Here is a 14,067-nt window from a genome sequence, read left to right as displayed (position 1 = left end):
GAAGCTCAGCCCCAGCTCGCTGGCGGTCAGCCCGTTGTTGATCCCGGCCGCCCGGAAGTACGCCGACGGAGCCGCCAACCGCAGGTCGCAGGCCAGCGCCAGGCAGAGGCCTCCCCCGATCGCCGCCCCGTTGATCGCCGCGATCACCGGCTGGTGGAGCCGCCGCAGGGTCAGGGCGACGTCCTCGAGCAGCTCCATCGAGCGCAGCGCGTACGCCGGTCGGGTGAGCCCGTCGACGTGCGGCGGAGCCCCGGAGTGCTCCTGGTCGGCGCCGGAGCAGAAGCCGGCACCCGCGCCGGTGACGACGACCGCGCGCACGCTGTTGTCGTGACCGAGCGCGACCAGGGCGTCGCGCAACGGCACCATCACGTCGAACGACATCGCGTTCATCCGCTCCGGGCGGTTGAGCGTGACCACCGCGACCTCGGGGAGCGGCCGGTCGACCTCGACGAAGCCCATCGGGGTCAGCGGCTCAGGATCACGGACGAACCGTGACCGAAGAGGCCCTGGTTGGCGGTGATGCCGACCCGGGCGCCCTCGACCTGGCGGCCCGTGGCCTGGCCCCGCAGCTGCCAGGTGACCTCGCAGACCTGGGCGAGCGCCTGGGCGGGCACGGCCTCGCCGAAGCAGGCCAGCCCGCCGGAGGGGTTCACCGGGATCCGGCCCCCCAGCGTGGTCTCCCCGGAGCGGAGCAGGACCTCGGCCTCGCCCGGCTTGCACAGGCCGAGGTCCTCCATCCAGTCCAGCTCGAGGGCGGTGGAGAGGTCGTAGACCTCCGCCAGGCTGACGTCCTCGGGACCGATCCCGGCCTCCTCGTACGCCGCCCGCGCGATCGACTCCTTGAACGTGTGGTCGTTGACCCCGGCCACCGCACTGGAGTCGGTCGAGAGCAGCGGCATGTCCAGCACGGTGTTGGGAAAGGTCGGTGTCACGGTCGAGACGGCACGGACGCGAACGGGGTCGGCCAGCCCGTGCGTGCGCGCGTAGTCGAGGCTGGTCAGCACGACCGCCGCAGCGCCGTCCGAGGTCGCGCAGATGTCCAGCAGGTGCAGCGGGTCGCAGACCACCGCCGAGCCGAGCACGTCGTCGGCGGACACCGCCTTGCGATAGCGCGCGTTCGGGTTCGCCAGGCCGTGCCGGGAGTTCTTCACCTTGACCGCGGCGAAGTCCTCCGGGGTGGCCCCGTACAGGTCCATCCGACGGCGGGCGTAGAGCGCGAAGTAGGCCGGGTTGGTCATCCCGAGCAGCCGGAAGCGCAGCCAGTCCGGGTCGTTCCAGCGTTCGCCGGCGTTCGGCGCCAGGAACCCCTTGGGCGTGGTGTCGGCGCCGACCACGAGGGCGACGTCGCACATGCCGGCGAGGATCCGGGCCCGGGCGGTGTCGAGGGCCTGCGCGCCCGTCGCGCACGCGGCGTACGACGTGGCGACCGACGCGCCCTGCCAGCCGAGCGCCTGGGCGAAGGTGGCGCCGGCGACATACCCGCCGTAGCCGTTGCGGACGGTCTCCCCGCCCACGATCAGGCCGACGTCCCTCCAGTCCACCCCGGCGTCGGCGAGGGCGGCACGGGCGGCGTGCACGCCGTACTCGACGAAGGAACGGCCCCACTTGCCCCAGGGGTGCATGCCGACTCCGGCGACGGCGACGTCGTTGCTCACTGGTCGGTCTCCTCTCCCAGCTCGACGACCGGCTTCCAGCGCCAGATCGTGCGACCACCGGACTTGTCGGTGTAGAGCGTCTCGACCACGAGCTCGACCTCGGCGCCCACGCGGAGGTCCGCGACGCCGTACCCGGCCGCGACCTGGCCGAGCACGACCAGGCCTTCGGGCAGCTCGACGGCGGCGAGCGCGAACGGCTGGTAGGGCTCGCTCGCCGGGATGTACGGCGGCGGCGGCTGGTACTGCGCGTCGGTGTAGGACCAGATCCGGCCGCGACGGGAGAGCTCGACCCCCTCGAAGGTGTCCCCGGCACAGGCCGGGTCGGCGCAGAACGCCGCACCCGGCTCGGCCGAGCGGGGCGGGAAGAAGACCGTGCTGCAGGACGTGCACCGGGAGCCGGTCAGGGCCGGCTCGGGGCCGCTGGTGAACCAGCCGTCGATCGCAGGGGTGAGCGTCATCGTGCATCCTCGTCAGTTGCGCGGATCGCGTACAGAACTAGAACAGGTTCTCATCCTAGCGGAGCAGGGACCAGGTCTCGATTGGATGACGGAGCCGTCCGCGATGGTTCGATTCCGGACAACTCCGTGACGTTGGAGGAACGCGATGGCTGTGACAGCCGTCCTCGCGGGTTCCGTCTCGTGTCGTCCTTCCGGTCCCGTCACCGATGTCCTCGACGAGCCGGAGGCTCATGAACTTCACCGACTACCTGTCGAGCAACTACCAGAACCTCCTCGAGCTCTCGGTGGAGCACATCCAGCTCGTGCTCACCGCCATGCTCTGCGCCACCCTGGCCGGCGTGCCCCTCGGGGTCCTGGCGCACCGCTCCAGCCTGCTGCGCCCCACCATCCTGGGCATCAGTGCCTTCTTCCTGACCATCCCGTCGCTGGCGCTCTTCGCGATCTTCATCCCCGTCTTCGGTCTCGGCTCGCCGCCCGCCGTCGTCGCACTCACCCTGTATGCGCTGTTGCCGATCGTCGGCAACACGGTCGCCGGCCTCGACTCGGTCAGCCCGGCCATCGTCAAGGCATCGCGCGGCATGGGCCTGGGCACCTGGCGACGGCTCTGGCAGGTCGAGATGCCGCTGGCCTGGCCGGTGATCGTGACCGGCCTGCGCGTCTCGACCCAGGTGGTCATCGGCATCGCCGCCATCGCCGTCTTCGTCGGAGGGCCCGGGCTCGGCAACGAGATCTTCCGCGGCATCCGCTCCCTGGGCAATCCCGGAGCGGAGAACCTCGTCTACGGCGGCACCATCGGGATCGTCGTCATTGCCCTGATCTTCGACGCGGCCTTCGTCGCCGTCCGCCGACTCACCACCCCGCGAGGTATTCGATGAGCACCCCTGACACCACGACCGACCCGGGCACGACCGACCCGGGCACGACCGACGTCACCCCCGAGCAGGTGGCCGAGGACTGGCTGAAGGACCAGGGCTTCCTCGACTGAGGACCCCCGCACCGTACGAGCGCTCCGAACGACTGCTCGGCACGAACGCCACAGGGCGGCACCTGCGGGTGCCGCCCTGTTGCGTGGTGCCCTGGAGCGTGGCGCCCTGGGGCGTGCTCAGCCTCGGGCGAGGAAGCCCAGCAGGTCCTGCCGGGTCAGCACGCCGACCGGCTTGCCGTCCTCCTGGACGAGCACCGCGTCGGCGTTCTCGAGCAGCGTGACGGCGTCGCGGGCGGACTCGGTCGAGCCGACGTTCGGCAGCGGCGCGGACATGTGGTCCTCGACCTTGTCGGTCAACCGGGCACTACCCGCGAAGAGGGCGTCGAGCAGGGCGCGCTCGGAGACCGAGCCGGCCACCTCGGCGGCCACGATCGGCGGCTCGGCCATCACCACGGGCATCTGCGAGACGCCGTACTCGCGGAGGATGTGGACAGCCTCGGCGATCGTCTCGCCGGGGTGAGTGTGCACCAGGTCGGGCAGGCGGCCGTCCTTGCCGCGGAGCACCTCGCCCACGGTCTGCGGGTCCGCCTCGGCACCCTCGACGGTGAAGCCGTACTGGCCCAGCCACTCGTCGTTGAAGACCTTCGAGAGGTAGCCGCGTCCGGAGTCCGGGAGCAGCACCACGATCACGGCGTTCTCGCCCTCGGGGGTGCCGGCCAGCTCGTGGGCCAGCTGACGGGCAGCGAAGGCCGCCATCCCGGACGAGCCACCGACGAGCAGGGCCTCCTCGCGGGCCAGCCGGCGGGTGAAGGCGAAGGAGTCGGCGTCGGAGACCTCGATGATCCGGTCGGCGACACTGCGGTCGTAGCAGTCGGGCCAGAAGTCCTCGCCCACGCCCTCCACCAGGTAGGGACGCCCGTCGCCGCCGGAGTAGACCGAGCCGGCCGGGTCGGCGCCGATCACCTGGATCTCCGGGTTCTGCTCCTTGAGGTAGCGACCGATGCCGCTGATCGTGCCGCCGGTGCCGACGCCGCAGACGAAGTGGGTGATCTTCCCGTCGGTCTGCGCCCAGATCTCGGGACCCGTGGTCTCGTAGTGCGAGCGCGGGTTGTTCGGGTTGGAGTACTGGTCGGGCTTCCAGGCACCGGGCTGCGAGGAGAGTCGGTCCGAGACGTTGTAGTAGGAGTCCGGGTGCTCCGGTGCGACGGCGGTGGGGCAGACGACCACCTCGGCGCCGTAGGCACGCAGCACGTTGCGCTTGTCCTCGCTGACCTTGTCGGGGCAGACGAAGATGCACTTGTAGCCCTTGGACTGCGCCACCATCGCCAGCCCGACGCCGGTGTTGCCCGAGGTCGGCTCGACGATCGTGCCGCCGGGCTGGAGCTCGCCGGAGGCCTCGGCGGCCTCGATCATCCGGGTGGCGATGCGGTCCTTCACGGACCCGCCGGGGTTGAGGTACTCGACCTTGGCCAGCACCATCGGGCCCGCGCCGGGGCCGGACTCGAGGCCGGTGTCGAGGCCGGTGTCGAGGGTGGGTCCGTCGGGTGTGGTGAGGGACCGGGACAGCCTCAGCAGCGGGGTGTTGCCGATGAGGTCGAGGAGCGAGTTCACGTACTGCATCCCGCCAATCTAGAGGCCCTCGTGCCGAACCCGCCAAACCCTGCGCACCGCCCCTCGACGCGATCACTAGAGTGACCCGCGTGGGCAAGGCAGGAGCAGCGCGGAAACTGGCCGCCGCAGCCGTGTACGGCGGCGGCGGACTCAGCGCGCTGGGCGCCGGTCTCTACGGCGTGCTGTCGCTGGAGGCGAAGCTGGCCCGCAAGACCATCGGCGAGTTCACCGGCGAGCCGCCCCCCGACGCGAGCGGGTGGTACGGACGCGGTCGACCGGGTCCGGCGTTCAAGATCGCACTGCTCGGCGACTCCAGCGCGGCCGGCTACGGCGCCGAGCGGGTCGAGGAGACCCCGGGCGCGATGATCGCGGCCGGCCTCGCCGAGCGCGCGAACCGGCGGGTCCACCTGCGCGAGTTCGCGGTCGTCGGCGCCAAGTCCTCCGACCTGGGGCTGCAGATCGACCGCGCCCTGCCGATCGAGCCCGACGTGGCGATCATCCTGATCGGCGCCAACGACGTCACCCACACCGTGCTGCCGAGCCAGTCGGTGCGCCACCTCGCCGAGGGCGTGCGCCGTCTCGAGGAGGCCGGCGTCAAGGTCGTGGTCGGCACCTGCCCCGACCTCGGCACGATCAAGCCGATCCCGCCCCCGCTCAAGCAGGTGGCCCGTGCCTGGTCGCGTCGCCTCGCGGCCGCCCAGACGATCGGTGTCCTGGAGCAGGGCGGCCGGACGGTCTCGCTGGCCACGATCCTGGGTCCGGAGTTCGCGGCCGCCCCGGCGGTGCTCTTCGGGCCGGACCAGTTCCACCCCTCGGTCGACGGCTACCGGTCGTTGGCGGCGGTCCTGCTGCCCTCGATCATGGCCGCGCTCGGGCTGATCCCGGACGACGAGGCCGAGATCGAGGCCCTGCGCGGCGAGAGCGTGCTGCCGGTCGTGACGGCCGCCGTCCGTGCGGTGAAGACGCCCGGTACCGAGCTCGACGGCACCGAGGTGGGCGGCTCGAAGCGCGGCGTACGCGGCCTCTGGGTCGAGCTGCGGCACCGCCGCCACCCGCAGGCGACCGGCACCGCGCCGGACGAGGTCGAGGAGGACGAGGCCGAGGGGGACGAGGAGACCACGATCGCCGCGGCCGAACCGGTCAGCGAGGCCGACCCGGTCTGAGTCGGCCGCCCTCCTCTCCCCCACGAACATGCAGAAGGGCCCGGGCGATGCCCGGGGCCCTTCGCTGGTGCGTTGGAGCGATCAGTCCTGGTTGAAGATGGCCAGGAGGCGGAGCAGGTTGGTGTAGATCCAGACCAGGCTCACGGTCATCGCGAACGCGGCACGCCACGACTCGCGCTCCTCGATCCCGGCGGCGATCCCCTTCTCGACGAAGTCGAAGTCGAGGATCAGCATGAAGATGCCGAGCACCAGACCGGCCACCGCGAACAGCATGCCCATGGCGCCGAAGCCGAAGAGGCCGAACTGGTTGCCGAAGGCACCGAGCAGCATCTCGAGCAGGCTGAGGCCGATCATGCCGAAGACGGCGGCGATCACGAAGGTGCGGAACTTGGCACCGACCTGGATGTTGAAGAACTTGTACGCCGCCAGGGTGCCGGCGAACGCCGCGAAGGTACCGAGCACGGCCTGGGTGACGATGCTGCCACCGTCAGGGCTGCTGAACTGCGCGTCGAACAGCTTGCTCAGCGCACCGAGCGCGATGCCCTCGGCGACGGCGAAGGCCAGCACCAGCGGGGGGCTGACGACCTTCTTGAACGCGTTGACCATCGAGAGACCGAAGGCCGCGAGGCTGCCGATCGTGATCGCGCCGATGAGCGGGCCGAGGTTGGCCGAGGGGTCGCGCAGGTCCGGCGTCATCATCCAGGTGACGATGGCGGCGGCGAAGACGACACCGAGCGAGATCGCCGTCTTCTGGACGACCGAGTCGATGGTCATCCGCTCGACGGGAGCCTGGTGCGTGGGCATACCGGGCGTTCCGGTGCCCCACGTCGCGGGGTCGCCGGCGTAGGACTGGTGGCTCGTGCCGTTGAAGGCTTCCGAGCGCTGGAACACGGGGTTGTTGCTCTTCATTGGTCTCCTCCTTGGAGGCCGAGGGCGGACGCCTGTCTGGCGAGCCACCCGGGCTATCTGGACCCAGTCTAGAAGGATCCACTCATCTCAACGACCGGGCGGGCCCGGGTGTTCCGGAAGAGCCCGTCAGGACGGGCGACCTGTGACACGTACGACGACCGTACCCGGCGAGGTGGCCCGCACACGGAGGTGGCGCCGGTCCCGGTCGAGCACCCGCCCGCCCCGCACCCGGACGCGGTAACCCCGCGGGTAGTGCAGCGGGCTCACGAAGATCCGGGTGGGTGCCGTGATCGAGCGGTCCGGTCGGTAGCGGAAGGTGAAGTCGCCCGTGGTGGTGTCGAAGCGCATCCGCAGCGGCGTCCCGGCGGTCGCCTGTGCATAGGTGCGTACCAGCTCGCGGAGCTTCTCCTGCTTGACGCTGGACAGGTCGGTGTCGTCGCGGAAGAGCCCCTGCGCGTCGTCCGCGGTGGTGGGGTCCCGCCAGCGCTTGTAGGACCAGTGCGTCCAGCCCATCAGGTGCTCGTCGGCGACGGCCGCGTCGATGTGGATCGCCCGCGCGTTGTCGGTGGCGCCCCACTCGCTCATCATCGGCACCGCCCGCATCTCACGCGCCTGGTCCAGGGCGTGCTCGTGGCGACCGCGGTCGAACTCCCAGCACTTCTCGACGTCGCCACCGGGCACGCCCTGGGACTCGAAGAACACCTCGGGGCAGTAGGAGTGCCAGGAGAAGCCGAGCTGCTTCTCCCCCGGCACCGCCTCGTAGAACGTGTCCAGCGGCTGCCCGCCGGCGAACTGCTGCGGCTCCCACCAGACCAGGTTGGCGGCGTCCACCTCCCGGATCTCCCGGCGGGCCAGGTCCATCGCGGGCTGCAGCTCCTCGGCGTACGACGGCTCGCAGCCGTCGGCCAGGCAGCGCAGCCACTCGCGGCCCATCCACGGCTCGTTGAGCAGGTCGTAGCCCATCAGGTAGGGCTGGTCGCGCCAGCGTTCGGCGGCGATCCGCCAGGCGGCGGCCCACCCGTCCAGCAGCCCGCCCTCACCTGCCCAGAAGTTGTCGAAGACGGTCGAGACCTCCGGCGTCCAGTAGCCGGTCGGGAACGGCGCCACGACGGGCGGCGCCGCGGCGTACGGCATCGGGCGCTGGACAGCCCAGTCCGGCACCCCCTCCCCGCCGTACGTCTCGTGCCACTGGTCCTGGTGGGCGTCCAGCAGCGTCCAGATCCTCCGCTTCGCCAGCAGGTCAAGCACCCGCTGCCACCGGCGCAGGTACGACGGGTCCGCAACGCCCGGCGCGTCGGGCGTGAGCCCGGCCCACAGGGTCCCGACCCGGGCGGCGTTGAAGCCGTGCCGGGCGAACCAGCGGGCGTCGCGGGCGCGGAACCCCTCCCGGGTGGCGGGCGGCACGTACGGGTCGTGCTTCCAGACCAGGTTGAGCCCGTGCACGATCACCACCCGGCCCTGCGGATCGACCAGCCAGCGACCCGCGCGGCGCAGCTGGGGCGGGGCCTTGCGGGCTGCGGACCGCTCGGCGACCTCCCGTCCCGGTGCTGCGGTGGGGGCCGCCTCGACCGGTTCGGGGGCGGAGAGCAGCCCGAGGCAGAGCAGGAGGGCGGTCAGCGGGACGACAAGGTGGGCACGGCGCACACCGCTTCAACGAACAACCGGCCGCGGGGTCATCGTCGGGGCCGGTCGTGCTGGTGATCGACGTCGGTGCCCCCGGTGGGACTCGAACCCACACTGCATCGCTTTTAAGGCGACTTCCTCTGCCGATTGGGATACGGGGGCGAGGCGGGCCGCCCGTCGGGGGCGTCCCCGGGCGATCGACCCGTCAGGTCATAAGTAGGTCTTGCGGGCGTGGATCGCGTGTGCGCCCGCGGCCCGGTCGATGAAGAGCAGACCGTCGCAGTGGTCGATCTCGTGCTGCAGCGCCCGGGCCTCGAAGGCCTCGGCGTTCAGCGTCACCTCCTCGCCGGTGCCCGGCAGCTGACCGCGGACGACCAGCCGCGTCGCGCGCTTCACGTCGCCGGTGAAGTCGGGCACGCTCATGCAGCCCTCGCGGGCCTTCTCGTTGCGGCTCGACTCGACGACCTCGGCGTTGCAGAGCACGAAGGTCCCGTGGTGGCCGCGGGTTTTGGGGTGCTCGGAGACGTCCACGCAGAAGACCCGGACCCCGACGCCCACCTGCGGCGCGGCCAGACCGACACAGCCCGGGCTGACCCGCATCGTGGCGACCAGGTCGGCGGCGAGCTGCACGGTCTCGGGAGCGGTCGGGTCGACCGACCCGCCCTGGCTGGAGAGCACGGTCGCGGGCGCACGGACCACGTCGAGGACGCGGCCCTCGACGCCGAGCTCGTCGGCCGACCAGGCGAGCAGCCGGTCGTTGACCTGCAGCTCGCTCACAGGTCGTCGGTCTCCGCGGCGCGCAGGGTCGCGCCCACCCCGAGGTCGGCGGCCACCGCCTTGATCGTGGCCTCGACGTCGGCCACGACCACGGAGGCGGGCAGGTCGATCTCGGCGACCAGCAGGTACAGGTCGCCGGCCAGACGGGTGGTCAGGTCGGTGATGTTGCCGCCCACCGCGGCGACCTCGGTGACGATCGAGGAGACGATCCCGGGCCGGTCCCCGCCGTGCACGGTCAGCACCCACGAGGTCACCTCACCCGGCTCGGGGTGCTCCTCGGGCACCTCACGGACGGTGACGGTGAGCGTGCCGTCGGCGGTCAGCCCGCCCAGGGCGGCCTCGATCTCGGCGTCGGAGGCGCCGCCGGCGCAGATCAGCGTCATCGCGAAGTGACCTCGCAGCAGGGTCATCGTGGTGTCCTCGAGGTTGAGGCCGAGGTCGGACAGGCGCGCGGTGGTCTCGGCGATGATGCCGGGACGGTCGTGGCCGAGGACGGTGATGGCGTGGAGGGTCACCGGACCAGTATCCCCAATCGCGGTGCGATCAGGTGCGCCCGGTGCGGGCGGCGCGGCCGAGCACGTCGTCGAGCATCGGCTCGGTCAGCTTGCCGGTGAACGTGTTCTGCTGGCTGGGGTGGTAGCAGCCGAGCAGCAGGACCTCGCCGTACGGACCGGTCAGGACGGCCTCGGCGCCGTGACCGAAGCGCGGCTTGGGCCTCGGCACCTCCCAGTCCAGGGCGCGCACGGTGCGCAGGGTGGCGTCCCAGCCGTAGGACCCGAGCGCGACGATCACCCGGACCGACGCGGCCACCAGCCGGACCTCGGCCTCCAGCCACGGGGCGCAGGCGTCGCGTTCCTGCGTGGTCGGCCTGTTCAGCGGCGGCGCGCAGCGTACGGCGGCCGCCATCCGGGTCTCGATCAGCTCCTGACCGTCCCCGGCGTGCACGCTGGTGGCCTGGCGGGCCAGGCCCACCCGGTGCAGCCCGGCGAAGAGCCAGTCACCCGACCGGTCGCCGGTGAAGATCCGACCGGTCCGGTTGCCGCCGTGGGCAGCCGGGGCCAGCCCCACGACCAGCACTCGTGGCGTGGCGGAGCCCCAACCGGCGATCGGCCTGCCCCAGTAGGGCTCCCCCGCGAACGACGCGCGCTTGGTGGCCGCGACATCCTCGCGCCACGCGACCAGCCGCGGGCAGCGACGACAGACCGAGATCTCGGCCCCCAGCCGCTCCAGCTCGGTGCGCGGGTCGGTGGCGGGGTCGTCGGGCCAACCCGTGCCCGGCGGCACCGGCGAGGCGAAGAGCTCTCCGGTGACCGGGTGCGGCAGCTCGCTCATCGCGCCAGCGACCAGGCGATGCCGTCGAGGATGTCGGACTCGCTGACCACCAGGGCGGGCACCCGGGTCCGGGCGAGCACCCGCGCCAGGATCAGCGCGCCCGCGTCGATGACGTCGGCGCGGCCGGGGTGCAGGTAGGGCAGCTCGAGCCGCTCGGCGACGCTCATCGCGACCAACCGGGCCGCCATCGCCTGCACGGCCTCGACGCTCGGGCTGGACTGGTCGATCGCGTCCCGGTCGTAGGCCGGCAGGTCGAGCACGCCGGCGGCCAGGGTGGTGATCGTGCCGGCGACCCCGACGACGGTCACCGCAACTGACGGGTCGACCGGGCAGGCGTCCAGGTGGGCGTCGATGTCGGCCACGCAGGCCGCCACCTGAGCGGGCGTGGGCGGGTCGTCGTGCAGGTGCCGTTCGTGCAGTCGGACCGAGCCGATGTCCATCGAGTGCGCGGTCTGCGGGCCGTCGGCCACCGTGCCCAGGATGAGCTCGGTCGAGCCTCCCCCGATGTCGATCACCAGCACCGGGCCCTCGGGCCGCCGGGCCAGGTGGCGCACCGCACCGTCGAAGGCCAGCGCCGCCTCCTCGTCGCCGGAGATGACCTCGGGGGCGACCCCGAGCCGCGCGCGCACGCCCGCGGTGAAGACCTCCCCGTTGGCGGCGTCCCGGGTGGCGGAGGTGGCGCAGAACCGGATCCGCTCGACGCCGTGGGCGCCGATCAGCGCGGCGTACTCGTCGATCGCGGCGAAGGTGCGCGCCAGGGCCGCCTCGGAGAGCCGGCCGGTCCGGTCGACGCCCTCGCCGAGCCGGACCATCCGCGACTCGCGGACGGCGACCTCGGGCATCGCCCCGATCAGCAGCTTGACGGTGTTGGTGCCGCAGTCGATCGCGGCGATCGGCGCGCTCACGCCTCGGGGTCGGTCGCGCCGTCCGGCAGCACGCAGGGCCCGCCGGACCACCACGGGCCGAGCAGCTCCAGCACCTCGTCGCCGAGCGGGTTCACGCCCGGCCCGGCGGCGAGCGCGTGGCCGGCCAGGACGTGCAGGCACTTGACCCGGTCGGGCATCCCACCGGCGGAGATGCCCTCGATCTCGGGCACCTCACCGAGCTCGGCACGTGCCGCGAGGTAGCGCTCGTGGGCCCGGGCGTAGGCGGCCGCGAGCTCGGGGTCGGTGCCGAGCCTGGCCTCCATCTCCTTCATCAGGCCGGAGCCCTCGAGCGTGCCGATCCTCGACGCCGCCCGGGGGCAGGTCAGGTAGTACGTCGTGGGGAACGGCGTGCCGTTGGGCAGCCGCGGCTCGGTGGTCACCACGTCGGGGTTGCCGCAGGGGCACCGGTGGCCGATGGCGTGGATGGCTCGGGGTTCGCGCCCCAGCTGGGCGTGGATCGCGGCCACGTCCCGGGCGTCCGGTGCTGTCACTGCTTGGACCCGTCGATCTTGGTGAGGGGTGGCGCCTGCGGGGCAGGAGGATGGCCGGCGAGTTCGATCGAGCGCCACTCGTGCGTCCACCAGGCGGTGGGGGTGCGCGCCAGCACGGTGGCCGGGTCGCTCAGTGAGGTGGCGGCCTCCAGGGGCTTGCCGTCGGTGCCCAGCACGACGTACGACGTCTCGCCGGGCATCAGGTAGCCGAACCGCTCGCGGGCCTGCGCCTGGACGTACGCCGGGTCGTCCCACCGTCGCTTCTCCCGCTCGAGGTCGTCGATGGCGACCTCGCGCTGGGCGATCTGCTCCTTGAGTTCGGTGATGTGGGCGCGCTGCTGGAGGTAGGCCCGCATCGAGGAGGCGTAGGAGACGGTCAGCACCGCCAGGACCAGCACCAAGATCGCGGCCCGACCGGTCAGCCGGGGTCGGGCCGTCGCCGGAGCGCCGTTCGGGCGAGCCGTCGGCTGGACCCGCGGCCGGGCGTTGGCCCGGGTGCCCGGTCGGCGGCTGCCGCCGGGCCCACCCCGCGAGGTGCGTCGATCGGCCATGAGTACTGCTCCGCTCCGGGTCAGCCCTGGTAACGCGGGAAGGCGCCGGCGCCGGCGTACCGGGCGGCGTCGCCGAGCTCGTCCTCGATGCGCAGCAGCTGGTTGTACTTCGCCACCCGCTCGGACCGGGCCGGGGCGCCGGTCTTGATCTGGCCGCAGTTGGTCGCGACCGCGAGGTCGGCGATCGTGGTGTCCTCGGTCTCGCCGGAGCGGTGGCTCATCATGCAGCGGAAGCCGTTGCGGTGGGCGAGGTCGACGGAGTCGAGGGTCTCGGTCAGCGAACCGATCTGGTTGACCTTGACCAGCAGGGCGTTCGCCTGTCCGCCGGAGATGCCGCGCTGGAGCCGCTCGACGTTGGTGACGAACAGGTCGTCGCCGACGATCTGGGTCTGGCCGCCGAGCTGGTCGGTCATCGTCTTCCAGCCCGCCCAGTCGTCCTCGTCGAGCGGGTCCTCGATCGAGACGATCGGGTAGGCGCTGACCAGGTCGGCGTAGTAGGCGGTCATCTCGGCGGCGGACTTCGAGACGCCCTCGAAGGTGTAGACACCGTCGGTGCAGAACTCGGTGGCGGCCACGTCGAGGGCCAGCACGACGTCGCGGCCCAGGGTCAGCCCGGCGGACTCGACGGCCTCGGCGATCAGGTCGAGGGCGGCCCGGTTGGAGTCGAGGTTCGGGGCGAAGCCGCCCTCGTCACCCAGCCCGGTGCCCAGACCGCGCTGCTTGAGCACGGACTTGAGCGAGTGGTAGACCTCGGCGCCGGTGCGCAGGGCCTCGCGGAAGGTCGGCGCCCCGATCGGCGCGATCATGAACTCCTGGATGTCCACGTTGGAGTCCGCGTGCGATCCACCGTTGAGGATGTTCATCATCGGGACCGGCAGCACGTGGGCGTTGGGCCCACCGAGGTAGCGGTAGAGCGGCAGCCCGGCGGAGTCGGCCGCGGCACGCGCCACCGCGAGCGAGACACCGAGGATCGCGTTGGCGCCCAGGTTGGCCTTGTTCGGGGTGGCGTCCAGCTCCAGCATCGTCTGGTCGATCAGCCGCTGGTCGTCGGCGGCCAGACCCTCGACGGTCGGGCCGATCGTGGAGATCACCGCGTTCACCGCCTGGGTGACACCCTTGCCGGCGTACCGGTCACCGCCGTCGCGCAGCTCCACGGCCTCGAAGGCGCCGGTGGAGGCACCGCTGGGCACCATGGCCCGGGCGAACGCTCCGTCGTTGAGGAGCACCTCGACCTCGACAGTGGGGTTGCCGCGCGAATCGAGGATCTCGCGGGCGCCGACGGCTTCGATGGATGCCACGTCTGTGTGCTCCTGGGTAACGAGGATGGGAACGAGCAGGCTCAGCCTAGCCGCGCGGCGCCGTCGTTCCGTGGAGCACCCGCCCGCGTGGGACCGAGCTCGACCAGCACCTCGGCCAGCGGCTTGCGGGAGATCGCCGGGACGGTGGCCCCCGGCGACGGTCGCCCCACCGGGATCAGCAGGAACGGCCGCTCGTGGTCGGGACGCTCCAGGACCTGGTTGATCCACCTCATCGGCGAGGGCGTGTGGGTCAGCGTGGCGAGGCCCGCTCGGTGCAGGGCGGCCAGCAGGAGCCCCACGGCGATCCCCACCGACTCCTTGACGTAGTAGGGCCGCGGTTCGGTCTCG

Annotated in this window: 15 protein-coding genes, 1 tRNA gene and 1 pseudogene; 2 read left to right on the top strand and 15 right to left on the bottom strand. The window is 72.0% G+C overall.

From position 1 onward, the window contains the following. The 3 genes from ABZE72_RS11535 to ABZE72_RS11525 form a co-directional block, all read right to left on the bottom strand. The coding region (locus ABZE72_RS11535; RefSeq protein WP_372729174.1) for an enoyl-CoA hydratase-related protein at window positions 1-459 on the bottom strand (459 nt) is incomplete at its 3' end. A 5-nt stretch (window positions 460-464) separates the two neighbouring features. Further along, window positions 465-1,694 carry a lipid-transfer protein gene (locus ABZE72_RS11530; RefSeq protein ID WP_372729175.1) on the bottom strand — a complete coding sequence of 410 codons (1,230 nt, stop codon included), beginning with the start codon at window positions 1,692-1,694 and terminating at the stop codon, window positions 465-467. Continuing rightward, a complete protein-coding gene (locus tag ABZE72_RS11525; RefSeq protein WP_372729173.1) occupies window positions 1,652-2,113 on the bottom strand; it encodes a Zn-ribbon domain-containing OB-fold protein in 462 nt (153 codons plus the stop codon). Before ABZE72_RS11525 ends, ABZE72_RS11530 begins: the two co-directional genes overlap by 43 nt. Before the next feature lie 230 nt (window positions 2,114-2,343). Here ABZE72_RS11525 and ABZE72_RS11520 point away from each other — a divergent pair, with 230 nt between their 5' ends. Further along, window positions 2,344-2,988, top strand: coding sequence for an ABC transporter permease (locus ABZE72_RS11520; RefSeq protein WP_372729172.1), 645 nt, complete (start codon window positions 2,344-2,346; stop codon window positions 2,986-2,988). A 227-nt stretch (window positions 2,989-3,215) separates the two neighbouring features. Here the strand turns inward: ABZE72_RS11520 and ABZE72_RS11515 are convergent, their stop codons facing one another. Then, window positions 3,216-4,658, bottom strand: coding sequence for a cystathionine beta-synthase (locus tag ABZE72_RS11515; RefSeq protein ID WP_372729171.1), 1,443 nt, complete (start codon window positions 4,656-4,658; stop codon window positions 3,216-3,218). Window positions 4,659-4,738: 80 nt separating this feature from the next. On the opposite strand from ABZE72_RS11515, the gene ABZE72_RS11510 reads away from it, so the two are divergent. Then, window positions 4,739-5,812, top strand: coding sequence for an SGNH/GDSL hydrolase family protein (locus ABZE72_RS11510; protein WP_372729170.1), 1,074 nt, complete (start codon window positions 4,739-4,741; stop codon window positions 5,810-5,812). Between the two features lie 81 nt (window positions 5,813-5,893). On the opposite strand, the gene ABZE72_RS11505 is transcribed toward ABZE72_RS11510, so the two are convergent. The 11 genes and pseudogenes from ABZE72_RS11505 to ABZE72_RS11455 all read right to left on the bottom strand — a co-directional run. Further along, the gene (locus ABZE72_RS11505) at window positions 5,894-6,721 is read right to left on the bottom strand and encodes a Bax inhibitor-1/YccA family protein (protein ID WP_372729169.1); all 828 of its coding nucleotides are present in this window, start codon (window positions 6,719-6,721) and stop codon (window positions 5,894-5,896) included. A gap of 126 nt (window positions 6,722-6,847) precedes the next feature. Further along, a complete protein-coding gene (locus tag ABZE72_RS11500; RefSeq protein WP_372729168.1) occupies window positions 6,848-8,365 on the bottom strand; it encodes a cellulase family glycosylhydrolase in 1,518 nt (505 codons plus the stop codon). A 67-nt stretch (window positions 8,366-8,432) separates the two neighbouring features. After that, a tRNA-Leu gene (locus ABZE72_RS11495) sits at window positions 8,433-8,506 on the bottom strand. Between the two features lie 48 nt (window positions 8,507-8,554). Then, complete coding sequence (locus ABZE72_RS11490) at window positions 8,555-9,121, bottom strand: peptide deformylase (protein ID WP_372729167.1); 567 nt, start codon at window positions 9,119-9,121, stop codon at window positions 8,555-8,557. After that, window positions 9,118-9,636 (bottom strand): glycine cleavage system protein R, encoded by a 519-nt coding sequence (locus tag ABZE72_RS11485; RefSeq protein ID WP_372729166.1) that lies wholly within the window; start codon window positions 9,634-9,636, stop codon window positions 9,118-9,120. The genes ABZE72_RS11490 and ABZE72_RS11485 overlap by 4 nt, the downstream gene beginning before the upstream one ends. Window positions 9,637-9,664: 28 nt before the next feature. Next, complete coding sequence (locus ABZE72_RS11480; protein ID WP_372729165.1) at window positions 9,665-10,453, bottom strand: uracil-DNA glycosylase; 789 nt, start codon at window positions 10,451-10,453, stop codon at window positions 9,665-9,667. Then, window positions 10,450-11,358 (bottom strand): exopolyphosphatase, encoded by a 909-nt coding sequence (locus tag ABZE72_RS11475; RefSeq protein WP_372729164.1) that lies wholly within the window; start codon window positions 11,356-11,358, stop codon window positions 10,450-10,452. The genes ABZE72_RS11480 and ABZE72_RS11475 overlap by 4 nt, the downstream gene beginning before the upstream one ends. Further along, window positions 11,355-11,870, bottom strand: coding sequence for a DUF501 domain-containing protein (locus ABZE72_RS11470; protein ID WP_372729163.1), 516 nt, complete (start codon window positions 11,868-11,870; stop codon window positions 11,355-11,357). The genes ABZE72_RS11475 and ABZE72_RS11470 overlap by 4 nt, the downstream gene beginning before the upstream one ends. Continuing rightward, window positions 11,867-12,421 (bottom strand): septum formation initiator family protein, encoded by a 555-nt coding sequence (locus tag ABZE72_RS11465; RefSeq protein WP_372729162.1) that lies wholly within the window; start codon window positions 12,419-12,421, stop codon window positions 11,867-11,869. The genes ABZE72_RS11470 and ABZE72_RS11465 overlap by 4 nt, the downstream gene beginning before the upstream one ends. A gap of 20 nt (window positions 12,422-12,441) precedes the next feature. Then, window positions 12,442-13,719, bottom strand: coding sequence for a phosphopyruvate hydratase (gene eno / locus ABZE72_RS11460; RefSeq protein ID WP_372729161.1), 1,278 nt, complete (start codon window positions 13,717-13,719; stop codon window positions 12,442-12,444). Window positions 13,720-13,760: 41 nt separating this feature from the next. After that, a pseudogene (locus tag ABZE72_RS11455) lies at window positions 13,761-14,067 on the bottom strand (hypothetical protein); the annotation flags it as partial.

Origin of the sequence: Nocardioides sp., assembly GCF_041600255.1 — a bacterium.
Lineage (GTDB): Bacteria > Actinomycetota > Actinomycetes > Propionibacteriales > Nocardioidaceae > Nocardioides.
The sequence above is the reverse complement of the archived record's forward strand: the minus strand, read 5'-3'. Positions and strand labels throughout refer to the sequence as shown.

Excerpts from the sequence above, each read along its gene's own strand:
- ABZE72_RS11520 (WP_372729172.1), top strand. The coding sequence starts at position 2,344 with ATGAACTTCACCGACTACCTGTCGAGCAACTACCAGAACCTCCTCGAG.
- ABZE72_RS11505 (WP_372729169.1), bottom strand. The coding sequence starts at position 6,721 with ATGAAGAGCAACAACCCCGTGTTCCAGCGCTCGGAAGCCTTCAACGGC.
- ABZE72_RS11480 (WP_372729165.1), bottom strand. The coding sequence starts at position 10,453 with ATGAGCGAGCTGCCGCACCCGGTCACCGGAGAGCTCTTCGCCTCGCCG.
- ABZE72_RS11465 (WP_372729162.1), bottom strand. The coding sequence starts at position 12,421 with ATGGCCGATCGACGCACCTCGCGGGGTGGGCCCGGCGGCAGCCGCCGA.
- ABZE72_RS11525 (WP_372729173.1), bottom strand. The coding sequence starts at position 2,113 with ATGACGCTCACCCCTGCGATCGACGGCTGGTTCACCAGCGGCCCCGAG.
- ABZE72_RS11515 (WP_372729171.1), bottom strand. The coding sequence starts at position 4,658 with ATGCAGTACGTGAACTCGCTCCTCGACCTCATCGGCAACACCCCGCTG.